The sequence below is a fragment of the Streptomyces sp. NBC_00005 genome (assembly GCF_045160215.1).
GTDB lineage: Bacteria > Actinomycetota > Actinomycetes > Streptomycetales > Streptomycetaceae > Streptomyces.
Genome location: NZ_CP108316.1, coordinates 3665917 through 3682192 on the forward strand (window position 1 = coordinate 3665917; position 16276 = coordinate 3682192).

The window sequence follows — 16276 nt, forward strand, 5'->3', positions numbered from 1 at the left end:
TTACCCGGAGGGTTCCGTGCGCCTGCCCGCTCGCCGCCTGCTCCCCGCCATCGCCCTCACCGCGGCCTCGGCCCTGCTCACCGGCTGCTTCTCGGGGGCCTCCACCGAGGGGGACGGTGACGGGAGGCGCATCCGCGTCGCGATGATGCAGCCCCCGCGCTCGGGCCTCTCGCCCCTGTCCGACGATGCGTTCAAACTGTCACGCTGGTCGACCGCCGAGACCCTGGTGACGCTGGACGCGGACGGCGACGCCGAACCCGCGCTCGCCACCAAGTGGACGCAGTCCGGCCGGAGTTGGACCTTCGAAATACGCGACGGCGTCACCTTCCACGACGGCACGGAGCTCGACGCGAAGGCCGTCGTCCGCTCCCTCACCAGGGCCGCCACCGCCTCCCCCAAGCCCCGCATCCTCGACGGCGTCGACCTCACCGCCGAGGCCCACCAGGACACCGTCGTCGTCACCACCGCCGCCGAGGACCCGCTCGTCCCCCAGCGGCTCAGCTCGCCGCAGCTGTCGATCCTCGCGGCGAAGGCGTACGCCGGGAAGACGGTGAACCCGGTCGGCGCGGGTACCGGCCCCTTCGAGCTCGTGTCCGTCGACGGCACGTCCGCAGCCACCCTCGACCGCTACGACGCCTACTGGGGCGACAAGGCCAAGTCACCGGGAATCGACGTGAAGTTCGTGCCCGACGGCACCGCCCGCGCGGCGGCGCTGCGCAGCGGCGAGGCGGACATCGTCGAGGCGGTGCCCGTCTCGCAGGCCGCGCTGCTCGACCAGGACCTGATCACCGAGGTCCCGATGCCGCGCACGAACACGCTGTACCTCAACACCTCCGACGGCCCCTTCAAGAACCCCTCCCTGCGGGCCGCCGCCCGCGAGGCCGTCGACGCCGAGTCGATCGTGAAGGGCGTGTACGAGGGTCGCGCCGACGTCGCGGAGGGGCTGCTGGGGCCCGCGCTGCCGTGGGCGGCCGAGCTGCGCGCGCCGGTGTCCCGCGCCAAGGCGGGCAAGCCCTCCGGCGCGACCATCACCATCGGCACCTTCACCGACCGCGCCGAACTGCCCGAGGTAGCGGCCACCCTGCAACAGCAGCTCCAGAAGGCCGGATTCAGGGTGAAGCTGGAGGTCCGCGAGTACGCGAACATCGAATCCGACGCGCTGGCGGGCAGGTTCGACGCGTTCGTCCTGTCCCGGGCGACGGTCCTCGACTCCGGCGACCCGGCCGCGTACCTCTACAGCGACTTCGCCTCCGACGGCTCCTTCAACCTCTCCCAGCTCGCGGACCCGGACGTGGACAAGGCGCTGCAGAAGGCCGGTGGGGCAAGGGCCGGTGCGGACCGGCGCAAGGCGGTCGTCGCGGCCGAGGCCGCCGTGCTCGCCACCGACGCCGCCATGCCGATGCTCCACGAGCGCGTGATCCAGGGCGATGCGTCCTCCGTCGCGGGTGCCGCGCACGACCCGCGCGAGCGGGAGCTGGTCACGGCGGACACGTACGTCAAGTGAGCCTGCGCACAAGGGTGTTGCCGACCGCCGCCGGATCGACACGCACCCTCTGTCTCGTCTCCGTCCTGGCCGCCGTGGGTCTTCTCCCCTGGCTCTCCGGCAAGGACCCCGCGCTGACGGTCCTGCGGGCCCGCTCCGCCGAGCAGGAGCCCACGAAGGAGGCCTTGGACGCGGTACGCCGTGACCTCGGTCTGGACGTGGGTCCCCTTTCCCTGCTGGGGAGTTGGACCGGTGACCTGCTGCACGGCGACCTCGGCACCTCCTGGGTGTCGGGCGCCGACGTCCTGCCGTCCGTCGTCGCCGGGCTCCAGGTGTCGCTGGCGCTGATGGGCGCGGCGTTCGGCGTGGCGGTGCTGCTGGCGTGCGCGCTGGTGGCGCCCGTGCTGGTACGGGGGCGGGCCTCGGCCGGGGCATGGGCCGCGGTGCCGGCCGCCGTACCCGAATTCCTGCTGGCCACGGTGGCGTTGCTGGTGTGCGGGGTGTGGCTCGGGTGGCTGCCGACGTCCGGCTGGCAGGGGCCCGCGTACATGGTGCTGCCCGCACTCGCGCTCGGCATCCCGGCGGGCGGGCTGCTCGGCCGGCTGGTCGCGGACGCGCTGCCCGCCGTGCTGGACGAGCGGTGGGTGGAGCTGTGGCGGGGTGCGGGGGTGAGCCGTACGCGTGTCTCGGGCGCCGCCCTCCGGCGCGTACTGCCCCCGCTGGTACCGCAGTTCGGGATGGTCGCCGTCGGGCTGACCGGGGGCGCGGTCGCGGTGGAGACCGTGTTCGCCGTGCCCGGCATCGGGCGTACGGCACTCGGCGCGGCCAAGTCGCAGGACCTGCCGCTGCTGCAGGGGGCGGTTCTCGCGCTGCTGCTCCTCGGGCTGACCGCGGGTGCGACCGCCGCGTTCACACGACGCCGCCTGCTGGGCCCGGCACTGAGGGACGCCTCCCTCACCCTGCCCCCGTCCCGTCCGGTCCGTACCCGCCCCGCGATCCCGTTGACCCTGTTCACACTGCTCGCCGTGGCCATCGGCCGGGGCCTGCTGCGCGACCCGTACGCCGTACACACGACGGACCGGCTGGCCGCCCCCTCCTGGTCGCACCCCCTCGGCACGGACGCCCTCGGCCGGGACGTCCTGGCCAGGCTCGGGCACGGCGCCGCCCCGACCGTCGGCACAGCAGCCGCCGTATGCCTGCTGAGCCTGCTGCTCGCACTGGCGCTCGGCTTCCTGCCCGGCGTCGCCGCGGGAGCGGCCGACATCGCCAACGCGCTGCCCCCGGTGATCGTCGGCATCCTGGTCGCCGCGGCCGCCGGGCCCGGCACCGGCGGCGCGGCCCTCGCGGTCGCCCTGATCTCCTGGCCACCCCTGGCCGCGCACGCGGCCGCACTGGTGCAGGAGGTACGCGCGTCCTCCTTCCTCACCGCTCAACGGGCCATCGGTGCACCGCCGTTGTGGATCCTGACCCGGCACGTGCTCCCCTCGGTGGCCGCACCGGTCGCCCGGCACGCGCTGTTGCGCCTGCCCGGCATCGCCCTGGCCCTGGCCTCCCTCGGCTTCCTCGGCCTGGGCGCCCAGCCACCCGCCCCCGAGTGGGGCCTCCTCCTCGACGAGTCACGCGCCTACGTGGAACGGGCCCCGTGGGCAGCCCTCGCCCCAGCCCTGGCACTGGCCCTGCTGGCCGCACTCGCGATCTCGACAGCGACGCACACCCAAGGCCGAACCGCCCCCAAGGAAACCTCCGTTGAAGCCTGAAGCACTGCTCACAGTCCACGACCTACGGATCACCTTCGGCGCAGCCGAGGCCGTACGCGGCCTGTCCTTCGACGTCCGTCCGCGCGAAGTCCTGGCGATCGTCGGGGAATCGGGCGCGGGCAAATCCCTGACGGCGCGGGCACTGTTGGGCATGGTGCCCCGGGGGGCGACGACCAGCGGGAGCGTCCGGCTACGGGGCTGCGCGGACCTCGCCGCCCAGCGCGGCCGCCGTATCGCCCTCGTCCCACAGGACGCCCTGTCCGCCCTCTCCCCCGTCCACCCTGTCGGCGCCCAACTCGCCGCCGCCGTACGCTCGGTGGGCCGCGTCTCTCGCCGCGAGGCCCGCTCCCGCGCCGTCGCCGCCCTCGAACGCGTCGGCATCCCCGACGCCGTACGCAAGGCACGCGCCTATCCGCACGAGTACTCCGGCGGCATGCGGCAGCGGGCGGTCATCGCCATGGCGACGATCAACGAACCGGACGTCCTGGTCGCCGACGAACCGACGACAGCGCTCGACGAGGAACGCCGGGACCAGGTACTCGAGGTGCTCGCCGAGCAACGCACGGCCGTCGGCGCGGCGCTGGTCCTGGTCACGCACGACCTGGACGTCGTACGACAGCACGCGGACCGCGCGCTGGTCATGTACGCCGGACGCCTCACCGAACTCGGCACGGCGGAACGGGTGTTGAACCGTCCCCTGGCTCCGTACACGGCCGGCCTGCTGGCGTCGCTCCCGCAGAACGTGCCGCCCGGACGCCGCCTCCCCACCCTCCCCGGCGCACCCCCGGCCCCGGGCGCCCTGCCGCCGGGCTGCGCCTTCGCCCCGCGCTGCCCCCTCGCGACGGACCTGTGCCGGCACGAGGAACCGGAGCCGCGGCCGCTGGACGGCCGGCTGGTCGCCTGTCACCACCGGGAGGACGGGTGAGCACGCCTCTGCTCGACGTCCGCGACCTCTTGGTCCGCTACGGCACCGTGACGGCCGTGGACCAGGTCTCCTTCTCGCTCCGGCCCGGCGAGACCCTCGCCCTGAACGGCCCGAGCGGCTGCGGCAAGTCGTCCACGGCGCTGGCGGTGCTCCAGTTGCGCCGCCCGGACGCAGGCCAAGTCCGCTTCGAGGGACGGGAGTTGACGAGCCTGACCGAGCGCGAACTCCGCCCCCTCCGCCCGCGCATGCAGCCCGTCTTCCAGGACCCGTACGGCTCCCTCAGCCCCCGCCACCGCATCCGCGACGCGGTGGCGGAACCCCTGAAGGTCCAGGGCCGCTGGAGCAGGACCACCGGTCCCGTCCGCGTGGCCGAACTCCTCGACCGGGTCGGCCTCGACGCCTCGTACGGCGACCGCCGCCCGCACGAGCTCTCCGGCGGCCAGTGCCAACGCGCGGGAATCGCCCGGGCGTTGGCCTCCGACCCGCGCCTGCTGATCCTCGACGAACCGGTCTCGGCCCTGGACGCGTCCGTCCGGGCCGGCGTGGTGAACCTGCTCGCGGACCTCCAGGACGAGCTCGGCCTCGGGTACCTGTTCATCTGCCACGACCGGGCGGTGGTACGGCACTTCGCGGATCGCGTCCTGGAGATGCGGGACGGGCGGATCAGCTCTTCGCAGCCCCGGCGATCACGCGGCGCAGACCTTCGGCCAGCTGCTCCGCGTCGGTCGCCGTGTCCGGATCGAAGACCCACTGCACCATGAGCCCCTGGAGCAGGGTCTGGTAGAGGCGGCCCTCGGTGTCGACGGCCTCCTTGCCCTGCTCCTCCTCCGGGATGTCGTTGAACAGGGGCAACAGACCCGACCGGCCCTGCTCCTGCGCCTCCACGAGCATCCGGCGCACCTCCGGCATCCGGTCGCCCTGGACGATCAGCTCGAAGCTCAGCAGCCAGATCGCACGCGACTCGTCCACCGCACCGACGATGTTCGCCCACACCGCCTGGAACCGCTCCAGCGACCCGGCAGGGGTCGCCTTCGTGGCCTCACCCGCCCCGCCGGGTTCGAACCGGTCCCCCGTGGCCTCGACCAGGGCGACATACGCCTGCACCAGCAGCGCATCCTTCGACCCGTAGTGATAACCGATCGACGCCAGGTTCGTCCCCGACTCCTTGACGATGTCCCGCGCGGTCGTCCGCAGGAACCCCTTCTCCAGCAGGCAGCGCTTGGCGCCTTCGAGCAGATCCTCACGATGTCCCATGCCCACACCCTACTCACGATCCATACAACCGTCCTATACGCACGACTTATACAAGCGTTCTAGACAAGCGTTTAAGACGCCCGTACAGTCACTGCCATGACGAACTCGCCGAGCACCACCGCACCTCCGGCCGGCCAGCGCGCCGGACGCCGTGAATGGACCGCACTGGGCGTGCTGATGCTCCCGCTGCTGCTGGTCTCGATGGACGTCTCGGTCCTCTACTTCGCGATCCCGGCGATCAGCGCGGACCTGGAGCCGAGCGGCACACAGCAGCTGTGGATCTTCGACATCTACGCCTTCGTCCTCGCGGGCCTGCTGATGACGATGGGCTCGCTGGGCGACCGCATAGGCCGCCGCAAGCTCCTCCTGATCGGCGCCGCGGCCTTCGGCACCGCCTCACTGATCGCGGCCTACGCGAACAGCGCCGAGACCCTCATCGCGGCCCGCGCGGTCCTCGGCATCGGCGGCGCGACCCTGATGCCGTCGACGATGGCCCTGATCCGCACGATGTTCACCGACGCCGGCCAGCGCGCGAAGGCGATCGGCCTGTGGTCCGGCGTGATGACGGCCGGCGTCGCGCTCGGCTCGGTGATGAGCGGCGTCCTCGTCCAGTACTTCTGGTGGGGCTCGGTCTTCCTGGTCAACCTGCCCGCGATGGCACTGCTGCTGGTCCTCGGCCCGTTCCTGCTGCCGGAGTCGCGCGACCCGAACCCCGGCCGCTTCGACTGGCTGAGCGTCCCCCTGTCGATGGCCGCCGTGCTCCCCGTCATCTACGGCCTGAAGGAGATCCCGTCCGAGGGCTGGCACGCGCAGTACGTCGTCTCGATCACCGTCGGCCTGCTGTTCGCCGCCCTCTTCGTCCACCGTCAGCGCACGGCCACGAACCCGATGATCTCCCCGGCCCTGTTCCGCGGCCGCGGCTTCGCCCCCTCCGTCGCCCTCAACCTCGTCGCCACGTTCGGCATCATGGGCTCGGCGTTCTTCACCACGCAGTACCTGCAGTCGGTGCTCGACAAGAGCGCGATGGAGGCGGCCCTGTGGGCGCTGCTCCCGTCGGTGCCGATCGGCATGGCGGCTCCGCTGGCGACCACCCTGGTCCAGAAGGGCGTCAACCGCGCCTACGTCGTCACCGCGGGCTTCGCCATCGCGGCTGCCGGCTACGCGCTGCTGGCCCTCGCGGACACGGACTCACTCTGGCTGGTCCTGGCCGCGTGCGGTGTCCTCGCCTCCGGGATCGTCATGGTCATCTCCCAGATCACGGACCTCGCGATGAGCAGCGCCCCGGTGGAGCGGGCGGGCTCTGCGTCCTCCCTGATGGAGACCGGCGCGGAGTTCGGCGGCGCGCTGGGGATGGCGGTCCTCGGCTCGATCGGTACGGCGATCTACCGCCACGACATCCCGGCCTCGGCCCCCGCCGCGGCCCACGAAACCCTCGGCGGCGCACTGGCGATCGCGGGCCGGCTGCCGGGCACCACCGGCGACGCCCTGGCCACGGCGGCCCGGGAGGCGTTCACCAGCGGAATGCAGGGAGCGGCGATCGCGGGAACGGTGCTCCTGGCGGGCGCGGCCATGCTGGCGGCACGGGCGCTGCGCGGGATTCACGTCGCCGACAAGTAACTGAACATGCAAACGCCGGACGGGCATTCTCAGCCCGTCCGGCGTTTGACGACGAGGCCCCTCAAGGGCCGAAAGCGGGGGCCCGGGGGCGGCAGCCCCCAGGCGACGGCAACCTCAGACCAGGTTCACCGAGCGGGCGAACGTCGCCCCGATCTCCGCCTCGACCTCGACCAGCACACCGGGGGCCACCGTGTCGTCGACGGTCAGCACGGCCAGCGCCTCGCCACCCGCCGCCGCACGAGCGACCTGCATACCGGCGATGTTGATACCCGCCTCACCGAAGATGCGCCCCACCGTGCCGACGACACCGGGACGGTCCTCGTACCGCAGCACCACCATGTGGTCGGCGAGCGCGAGGTCGACGTCGTACTCACCGACGGCCACGATCTTCTGCAGGTGCTTGGGGCCGGCCAGCGTGCCGGAGACCGACACCTCCTCGCCGTTGCCGAGCGTGCCGCGCACGGTGACGACGTTGCGGTGGTCGGCCGACTCCGAGCTGGTCGTCAGCCGCACCTCGACGCCGCGCTCCTGCGCGAACAGCGGGGCGTTGACGTACGACACGGTCTCGTCGACGACGTCCTCGAAGACACCCTTGAGGGCGCTGAGCTCCAGCACCTTCACGTCGTGCTGAGTGATCTCGCCGTACACCTCGACGTCGAGACGGACAGCGACCTCGCCGGCCAGCGCGGTGAAGATGCGGCCGAGGCGCTCGGCGAGCGGCAGGCCCGGCTTGACGTCCTCGGCGATGACGCCGCCCTGGACGTTCACCGCGTCGGGCACGAGCTCACCGGCGAGGGCGAGGCGCACCGAGCGGGCGACGGCGATACCGGCCTTCTCCTGCGCCTCGTCGGTGGAGGCACCGAGGTGCGGCGTGGCGACGACCTGGTCGAACTCGAAGAGCGGGGAGTCCGTGCAGGGCTCCTTCGCGTACACGTCGAGACCGGCACCGGCGACCCGGCCCTCCTTGAGGGCGGAGTACAGCGCCTCCTCGTCGACGATCCCGCCGCGCGCGGCATTGACGATGCGCACGCTGGGCTTGACCTTGCGCAGCGCCTCGTCGCCGATGAGTCCGACGGTCTCGGGGGTCTTGGGCAGGTGCACGGTGATGAAGTCGGAGACCTCGAGCAGCTCGTCGAGCGACAGCACCTTGACGCCCATCTGGGCGGCGCGCGCGGGCTGGATGTAGGGGTCGTAGGCGACGACCTTCATCCCGAAGCCGGACATGCGCTGAGCGACCAGCGCACCGATCCGACCGAGACCCACGACACCGAGGGTCTTCTCGGCGAGCTCGACGCCCGTGTACTTGCTGCGCTTCCACTCGCCGTTCTTCAGCGCGGCATTGGCCTGCGGAATGTGGCGGGCGGTGGCGACGAGGAGCCCGCAGGCGAGCTCCGCGGCGGTCACGATGTTGGAGGTCGGGGCGTTGACGACCATCACGCCGGCCTTGGTGGCGGCGGAGACGTCTACGTTGTCCAGGCCGACGCCGGCTCGTGCGACGACCTTCAGCTTCTTCGCGGCGGCGATCGCCTCGGCATCGACCTTGGTCGCGGAGCGGATCAGGATCGCGTCGACGTCGGCGATGGCGGGGAGCAGTTCGGCTCGGTCCCCTCCGTTGCAGTGCCGGATCTCGAAGTCCGGGCCAAGCGCGTCCACAGTCGCGGGCGACAGCTCTTCAGCGATGAGTACGACAGGTTTCGAGCTCACGTGAGTCCTCACATGTCCAATGCGGACGGCCGTCCCGACGGCCGCTGGCGGTGGAGGGTACTGGCCGCGTGGAAGACGCACGACGCTGTGGGCCTGACGCGTATGTAGTAAGGCAGTGTAGTGGCGCGGCGATGGTCGTCTTGCGCCTCTGCGGAAGGATCACCCGGACGTGGCTGGACGGGCCGGACAACTAGGTCCGGCCCCTGCGGCCTTTGAGGAGCGGGGTCCGGGGCGAAGGCCCCGCGACGGCGCCCCGGGTCGGCGGCACCGTCGCGGAGCGCTCGGCTCACGCCTCTTCGTCGACCCAGCTCATCAGCTTGCGCAGCTGCTTGCCGGTGGTCTCCAGCAGGGACTCGGCGTCCTTCTGCTTGTACTCGTTGTACTTCTTCAGACCGCCGTGGTACTCGGCCATCCACTCACGCGCGAAGGTGCCGTCCTGGATCTCGGCGAGGACCTTCTTCATCTCGGCCTTGGTGGCGTCCGTGATGATCCGCGGGCCGGTGACGTAGTCGCCCCACTCGGCGGTCTCGGAGATCGACCAGCGCATCTTCTCCAGGCCGCCCTCGTACATGAGGTCCACGATCAGCTTCAGCTCGTGGAGGCACTCGAAGTACGCGATCTCCGGCTGGTAGCCGGCCTCGGTCAGCGTCTCGAAACCGGCCTTGACCAGCGCGGCCGTACCACCGCAGAGAACGGCCTGCTCACCGAACAGGTCGGTCTCGGTCTCCTCGGTGAAGGTCGTCTTGATGACGCCGGCGCGGGTGCCGCCGATGCCCTTGGCGTACGACAGCGCGAGCGCGAAGCCGTTGCCGGTCGCGTCCTGCTCGACGGCCGCGATACACGGAACGCCGCGGCCCTCCTCGTACTGACGGCGCACCAGGTGACCCGGGCCCTTGGGGGCGACCATGCAGACGTCCACGCCCGCCGGGGGCTTGATGAAGTCGAAGCGGATGTTCAGGCCGTGGCCGAAGAACAGCGCGTCGCCGTCCTTGAGGTTGTCCTTGATGGACTCCTCGTAGACCTGGGCCTGGATCGGGTCCGGCACCAGGATCATGATGACGTCGGCCTCGGCGGCGGCCTCGGACGGGCTCACCACGCGCAGGCCCTGCTCCTCGGCCTTGGCCTTGGACTTGGAGCCCTCGTGCAGACCGACACGGACGTCGACACCCGAGTCACGGAGCGACAGCGCGTGGGCGTGGCCCTGGCTGCCGTAACCGATGACCGCGACCTTGCGGCCCTGGATGATGGACAGGTCGGCGTCGGCGTCGTAGAACAGCTCGGCCACTTTGGGTTCTCTCCTTGGTGTGCAGGTGTTGCGTCCCACCGTATGACGGCGGGCGGAAATGAAGTTTCGGGGTCTCGGAATACGGGCGGCCGACGACCGCCGACCGCCCGTTTCCGGTCGTGGGTGAATCTTCTACGAGGGTTACGCGGACCGGTCGAGGGCGCGCAGGGACCGGTCCGTGATCGAACGGGCGCCGCGGCCGATCGCGATCGTGCCGGACTGGACGAGCTCCTTGATGCCGTACGGCTCCAGCATCTTGAGCATGGCGGACAGCTTGTCGCTGCTGCCGGTGGCCTCGATGGTGACGGCCTCCGGGGAGACGTCGACGGTCTTGGCGCGGAACAGCTGGACGATCTCGACGATCTGGGAGCGCGTCTCGTTGTCGGCGCGCACCTTCACCAGAACGAGTTCGCGCTGAACGGCCGAACCCGGCTCCAGCTCGACGATCTTGAGCACGTTGACGAGCTTGTTGAGCTGCTTCGTCACCTGCTCGAGGGGCAGGTCGTCGACGCTCACCACGATGGTGATGCGGGAGATGTCGGGGTGCTCGGTGACACCGACCGCGAGCGAGTCGATGTTGAAGCCGCGGCGGGAGAACAGGGCGGCGATCCGGGCCAGGATGCCCGGGGTGTTCTCCACCAGGACGGAGAGCGTGTGCTTGGACATTTCTCTTTCGTCTCTCTCGCTCAGTCGTCTTCGTTGTCGCCGAAGTCGGGGCGGACGTCCCGAGCGGCCATGATCGTGTCGTTCGAGGTGCCTGCGGCGACCATCGGCCACACCATCGCGTCCTCGTGGACGATGAAGTCGACGACGACCGGGCGGTCGTTGATGGAGTTCGCCTCTTCGATGACCTTGTCGAGGTCCTCGGGGGACTCGCAGCGGATCGCGTAGCAGCCCATGGCCTCGGACAGCTTCACGAAGTCGGGCACGCGCGTGCCGGCGCTGGGCTGCTTGCCGTCGGCGTCCGGGCCGGAGTGCAGCACGGTGTTGGAGTACCGCTGGTTGTAGAAGAGGGTCTGCCACTGGCGGACCATCCCGAGGGCGCCGTTGTTGATGATGGCGACCTTGATCGGGATGTTGTTCAGGGCGCAGGTGGTGAGCTCCTGATTGGTCATCTGGAAGCAGCCGTCGCCGTCGATCGCCCAGACGGTCTGGTCCGGGGCTCCGGCCTTGGCGCCCATCGCGGCCGGGACCGCGTAGCCCATCGTTCCGGCGCCGCCGGAGTTCAGCCAGGTCGCGGGCTTCTCGTACTGGACGTAGTGCGCGGCCCACATCTGGTGCTGGCCGACGCCCGCCGCGAAGATCGTGCCCTCCGGTGCGAGCTGCCCGATGCGCTCGATGACCTGCTGCGGGGACAGCGAGCCGTTGTCGGGCTGGTCGTAGCCGAGCGGGTACGTCTCGCGCCAGCGGTTGAGGTCCTTCCACCACGCGGTGTAGTCGCCCTGGTGGCCCTCGCTGTGCTCCTTCTGCACCGCCTGGACCAGGTCGGCGATGACCTCGCGGGCATCCCCGACGATCGGCACGTCGGCGGCGCGGTTCTTGCCGATCTCCGCGGGGTCGATGTCGGCGTGGACGATCTTGGCGTACGGGGCGAAGCTGTCCAGCTTGCCGGTGACGCGGTCGTCGAAGCGGGCTCCGAGGGCGACGATCAGGTCGGCCTTCTGCAGCGCGGTGACGGCGGTGACCGCACCGTGCATGCCCGGCATTCCCACGTGCAGCGGGTGGCTGTCGGGGAATGCGCCGAGCGCCATCAGGGTGGTGGTGACGGGCGCTCCGGTGAGCTCGGCGAGAACCTTGAGCTCGGCGGTGGCGTGTGCCTTGATGACACCGCCGCCGACGTAGAGGACGGGCCGCTTGGCGGAGGTGATCAGCTTGGCGGCCTCGCGGATCTGCTTGGCGTGCGGCTTGGTCACCGGGCGGTAGCCGGGCAGGTCCATGACCGGCGGCCAGGAGAAGGTCGTCTGCGCCTGCAGCGCGTCCTTCGCGATGTCGACCAGGACCGGGCCCGGGCGGCCGGTGGAGGCGATGTGGAACGCCTGCGCGATGACCCGCGGGATGTCCTCGGCCTTGGTGACCAGGAAGTTGTGCTTGGTGATCGGCATGGTGATGCCGACGATGTCCGCCTCCTGGAAGGCGTCCGTGCCGATCGCCTTGGACGCGACCTGGCCGGTGATCGCCACGAGCGGCACCGAGTCCATGTGCGCGTCCGCGATCGGGGTCACCAGGTTGGTGGCACCGGGACCGGAGGTCGCCATGCAGACGCCGACCTTGCCGGTGGCCTGCGCGTAACCCGTGGCCGCGTGGCCCGCGCCCTGCTCGTGGCGGACCAGGACGTGCCGCACCCGGGTGGAGTCCATCATCGGGTCGTACGCGGGAAGGATCGCACCGCCGGGAATGCCGAATACGGTGTCGGCCCCGACCTCCTCGAGAGAGCGGATGAGGGACTTCGCGCCCGTGACGTGCTCGGGTGCGGACTGCCGTCCTCCGGATCGGGGCCGCGGCTGCGGATGGGCCCCGGTGGCCTGCTCGGTCATCGGCATTCTCTTCTCGATGCTGAGGGTTTTTGCGAGGTTTGTGCGGTGTTCAGGCGCTGCACGACTGGTGCCTGTGCAACAAAAAACCCCTCGTGCCGTAAGGCAAGCGAGGGGAGCGCGCCGGGTGCGGTCGCTGGGAGTTCCGGGTCGGTCCGGACATCACCAGCTCAGCCGACGCGCTTTCCAAGTACGAGAATTCGGGTGCGCATGGCACAGACCCTCTCTCCGGCACGCACCACGTGTCAAGTGGGTGGGACGGGAGTCTCATTATGTGAGCGGAGGGCACGTCCGCCTCCCGGAACGACGGGTGCACCACCTGTCCACAGCGCGGCGCACCCTTCCCATGGCCCACTCACCTCCGGGGCGCCACAGTCGGTGTCGGCTCCCTCACACCGCCCGCGAACGCCGGCTCGATCGGACCGTGCGGCACCGGATAGTGACCGGAGGCGAGCGCCCTGCGCAGCCGGTACTCGTCCAGTGGCCCGGAGAACGCCATGCCCTGTCCGTGCGTGCAGCCCATCGCGCGCAGGGCGACGACCTGCTCGGGCAGGTCCACCCCTTCGGCCACGGACTGCAGCCCGAGGTCGCCGGCGATCCGCAGCAGCCCGCTGGTGATCTTGTGCAGCCGCGCCGACTCGACGACGCCCTCGACCAGACTGCGGTCGAGTTTCAGCACGTCGACGGGGAGTCTGCGCAGCGCCGTGATCGCCGCGTAGCCGCTGCCGAAGCCGTCCAGCGCGATCCGGACGCCGAGTCTGTGCAGGGCGCCCAGGCGACGCTCCAGCTCGTCCAGGGAGACCCGGGGGTCGGTGTCGGCCAGCTCGATCACCAGCGACCCGGACGGCAGCCCGTGCCGGGTCAGCAGCGCCTCGATCGAGCCGAGCGGCATCGACCGGTCCAGCAGCCGCCGGGCACTCACCCGGACCGCCACGGGCACGGCCAGCCCCGTCGCGGTGCGCTCGGCCGCCTGCTCGACGGCCTCCTCCAGCATCCAGCGGCCCAGCTCCGCGGTCCTGTCGCTGTCCTCGGCGACCCGCAGGAACTCGGCAGGGGTGAACAGCACCCCCTGCGAGGACCGCCAGCGCGCCTGGGCCTCGACCGAGGTGATCCGGCCGTCCGCCAGGCAGACGACGGGCTGGTGCAGCAGCGCGAACTCGCCGTCGTGCAGCGCGGCACGCAGGCGCGTGGCCAGCTCCGCCTTCCGTACGACGTCCTGCTGCATCTGTGGGGCGTACAGCTCGACGCGCCCCTTGCCCCCCGCCTTGGCTCGGTACATGGCGAGGTCCGCGTTGCGCAGCAACTCGCCCGCGCCGAGGCCGGGTTCGGCGAAGGCCACGCCGATGGAGGCGGCGACCCGGACATCGTTGCCGTCGATGAGATACGGCTGCGAGAGAGTGATCCTGAGGCGGTCGGCAAGCTCCAGGATGTGCCGTTCGCGCGCGGAGCGGTCCCGGGTGCCGTCCCCGACGATCAGGGCCGCGAACTCGTCGCCGCCCAGCCGGGAGGCGGTGTCGCCCTGCCGGACCGCGTCCTGGAGTCTGCGGGCGGCCTGGACGAGCAGCTCGTCCCCGGCCTGGTGCCCGATCGTGTCGTTGACGGCCTTGAAGCCGTCGAGGTCGATGAAGAGCACGGCCGTGCCGCGCAGGGCGGCGCCGCGGTCGGAGGCGCGACGGCCGGACAGGGCCTGCTGGACGCGCCGGGTGAACAGGGCGCGGTTGGGCAGGTCGGTGAGCGGGTCGTGTTCGGCGTTGTGCTGCAACTGCGCCTGCAGACGCACCCTTTCCGTCACGTCCCGGCTGTTGAAGATGAGGCCGCCGTGGTGACGGTTGACGGTCGACTCGACGTTGAGCCAGCCGCCGTCGCCGGACCGGAAGCGGCATTCGATGCGCGTAGTGGGTTCCTCGGGCGGGCTGGCGGCGAGGAAGCGGCGCACCTCGTGCACCACGCAGCCCAGGTCCTCCGGGTGGATGAGATTGGCCAGTTCCGTACCCACCAGGTCCTCGGCGGGGCGTCCGTAGACCCCGGCGGCGGCCGGGGAGACGTACCGGAGGATGCCGTTGGGCGCGGCGATCATGATGACGTCACTGGAGCCCTGCACCAGGGAGCGGAAGTGGTTCTCCTTCTGCGCCAGTTCCTGGGTGAGGGTGATGTTGTCGAGCAGCATGATGCCCTGGCGCACCACGAGGGCGAGCACGACCGTGCCGCCGGTCAGGAGCACCACGCGGTCGACGCTGCGGCCGTTGAGGACGTTGTAGAGGATCCCCAGCGTGCAGACGGCGGCGGCGAGATAGGGCGTGAGGGCGGCCAGGGAGCCGGCGATGGGCCGGGCGGCCGGATACCGACTGTGATCGCCTCCCTGGGGGGCCGCATGGTGCTGGTGCGCGCCGCCCCGCTGGCCCGGCAGGTGTTCGTGCACCACGCGCGTGTACCCGTCGGCCTCGTGCCGGTCGGCCTCCGCCTGCCGGGGCGCGACCCAGGGCGCGTACGCGAGGAGCAGGGAGCCGGCGAACCAGCCCGCGTCGAGCAACTGGCCCGAGTGGTAGCTGTTGTGGAGCAACGGTGAGGTGAACAGGGCGTCGCACATCACTGTCAGCGCCAGCGCGCCGATGGCGGTGTTGACCGCCGTGCGGTTCACCGCCGAGCGCCTGAAGTGCAGCGCGAGCACCATGCTGACCAGGGCGATGTCCAGCAGCGGGTACGCGAGCGAGAGCGCGGTGTGCGCGACGCTCGGCCCGTCGAACTTGGCCGCCTGGGCGAGCGCGAGACTCCACGACAGCGTGAGCAACGAGCCGCCGATCAACCAGGCGTCGAGCGCGAGGCAGACCCAACCGGCCTTCGTCACCGGCCGCTTGGCGAGCACCAGGAGCCCCACGATCGCGGGCGGCGCGAAGCACAGGAAGAACAGGTCGGCATAGCTGGGGGAGGGCACCTGCTCGCCCAGGACGACCTCGTACCACCCCCACACCGCGTTGCCCAGGGCGGCCATCGCCGAGGAGAGGGCGAACAGCAGCCAGGCGGGTCGAAAGCGGATACGGCGGCTGCGGGCGTACAGGAAGAGCGACACGGCGGCGGCGGCCGCGGCGGCGCTCAGCCCGAAGTCACCCATGATCAGCGCGACTTCGTCCGAACCCCAGTTGAGCGCGGAACCGACGGCGTATCCCGCGCAGACCAGGGCCAGGACGAGTTGGTGGACCAGGCCGGGCCGTCCGCCGACCGGCGGACGCGGCAGCAGCGCCCCCGGCGAAGGCTGTGCCCGCAGCGCTCCGTCGAGGGTCGTCATGGGAGGCAGGGGCGAGCTCACCGGGCGCTCCCGGTCCTAGTCGCTCCCGGGCCCGGGTGCGCCGGGTGCGCATGCCTCCGGCGGCTGTTGTGCCTGCGGTGGTGGTTGCCGTGACGGCAGCCGTGACTGCCGTGGTGACCGCGTCTGCACGCGGCCGTACGCCAGGGTCGCCGTCGGCAGCCCCGTCGCGTCGGATCGCTCGCCCATAGGCCGTGCATCGCCCGTCGCCCCCCTCACAGTCTGAAATGTCCATCCCCGGCGCCGAACGGTGCACGGCGCAGCCCCTGTTCGGGACGATACACCAGTCTCGTCACTCAGGGACATAGTTCCTCTACGCTCCGTGACGGCCAGCGGTAATGCGGGCACGGACCGCGTCCGGAAGGTAGCGGAGGGTACCGGAAACGGATTACGCGCCTGTTGCGCCGGTCGCGCGGATC

At 71.1% G+C, this 16276-nt stretch carries 10 protein-coding genes and 1 pseudogene; 5 read left to right on the forward strand and 6 right to left on the reverse strand.

Annotated features, from left to right (window positions below; all coding sequences use genetic code 11):
• The first annotated feature begins 16 nt into the window (after nt 1-16).
• From OG303_RS16755 to OG303_RS16770, 4 genes are read left to right on the forward strand one after another with little or no spacing between them, the layout of a single operon-like run.
• Nucleotides 17-1504: an ABC transporter substrate-binding protein gene (locus OG303_RS16755; protein WP_405869186.1), complete on the forward strand. Its 1488-nt coding sequence runs from the start codon at nt 17-19 to the stop codon at nt 1502-1504.
• Nucleotides 1501-3240, forward strand: coding sequence for an ABC transporter permease subunit (locus tag OG303_RS16760; RefSeq protein WP_405869187.1), 1740 nt, complete (start codon nt 1501-1503; stop codon nt 3238-3240). Before OG303_RS16755 ends, OG303_RS16760 begins: the two co-directional genes overlap by 4 nt.
• Complete coding sequence (locus OG303_RS16765; protein ID WP_405869188.1) at nt 3230-4165, forward strand: ABC transporter ATP-binding protein; 936 nt, start codon at nt 3230-3232, stop codon at nt 4163-4165. Before OG303_RS16760 ends, OG303_RS16765 begins: the two co-directional genes overlap by 11 nt.
• Nucleotides 4162-4926, forward strand: a complete 765-nt coding sequence (locus OG303_RS16770) for an ATP-binding cassette domain-containing protein (protein ID WP_405869189.1) — start codon at nt 4162-4164, stop codon at nt 4924-4926. Before OG303_RS16765 ends, OG303_RS16770 begins: the two co-directional genes overlap by 4 nt.
• On the opposite strand, the gene OG303_RS16775 is transcribed toward OG303_RS16770, so the two are convergent.
• Nucleotides 4829-5419 (reverse strand): TetR/AcrR family transcriptional regulator, encoded by a 591-nt coding sequence (locus tag OG303_RS16775; RefSeq protein ID WP_405869190.1) that lies wholly within the window; start codon nt 5417-5419, stop codon nt 4829-4831. The two genes, OG303_RS16770 and OG303_RS16775, sit on opposite strands and share 98 nt — an antisense overlap.
• A gap of 96 nt (nt 5420-5515) precedes the next feature.
• On the opposite strand from OG303_RS16775, the gene OG303_RS16780 reads away from it, so the two are divergent.
• On the forward strand, nt 5516-7036 hold the full coding sequence (locus OG303_RS16780; protein WP_405869191.1) for an MFS transporter: 1521 nt from the start codon (nt 5516-5518) through the stop codon (nt 7034-7036).
• Between the two features lie 114 nt (nt 7037-7150).
• Here OG303_RS16780 and serA read toward each other — a convergent pair whose 3' ends face one another.
• The 5 genes and pseudogenes from serA to OG303_RS16805 form a co-directional block, all read right to left on the reverse strand.
• Nucleotides 7151-8740 (reverse strand): phosphoglycerate dehydrogenase, encoded by a 1590-nt coding sequence (gene serA, locus OG303_RS16785; protein WP_405869192.1) that lies wholly within the window; start codon nt 8738-8740, stop codon nt 7151-7153.
• A gap of 286 nt (nt 8741-9026) precedes the next feature.
• Complete coding sequence (gene ilvC / locus OG303_RS16790) at nt 9027-10025, reverse strand: ketol-acid reductoisomerase (RefSeq protein WP_405869193.1); 999 nt, start codon at nt 10023-10025, stop codon at nt 9027-9029.
• A 141-nt stretch (nt 10026-10166) separates the two neighbouring features.
• Nucleotides 10167-10691: an acetolactate synthase small subunit gene (gene ilvN / locus OG303_RS16795; RefSeq protein WP_037744095.1), complete on the reverse strand. Its 525-nt coding sequence runs from the start codon at nt 10689-10691 to the stop codon at nt 10167-10169.
• Between the two features lie 20 nt (nt 10692-10711).
• The gene (locus OG303_RS16800) at nt 10712-12565 is read right to left on the reverse strand and encodes an acetolactate synthase large subunit (RefSeq protein WP_405869194.1); all 1854 of its coding nucleotides are present in this window, start codon (nt 12563-12565) and stop codon (nt 10712-10714) included.
• A 236-nt stretch (nt 12566-12801) separates the two neighbouring features.
• Nucleotides 12802-15860 (reverse strand): annotated as a pseudogene (locus tag OG303_RS16805) (putative bifunctional diguanylate cyclase/phosphodiesterase).
• Nucleotides 15861-16276: the final 416 nt, after the last annotated feature.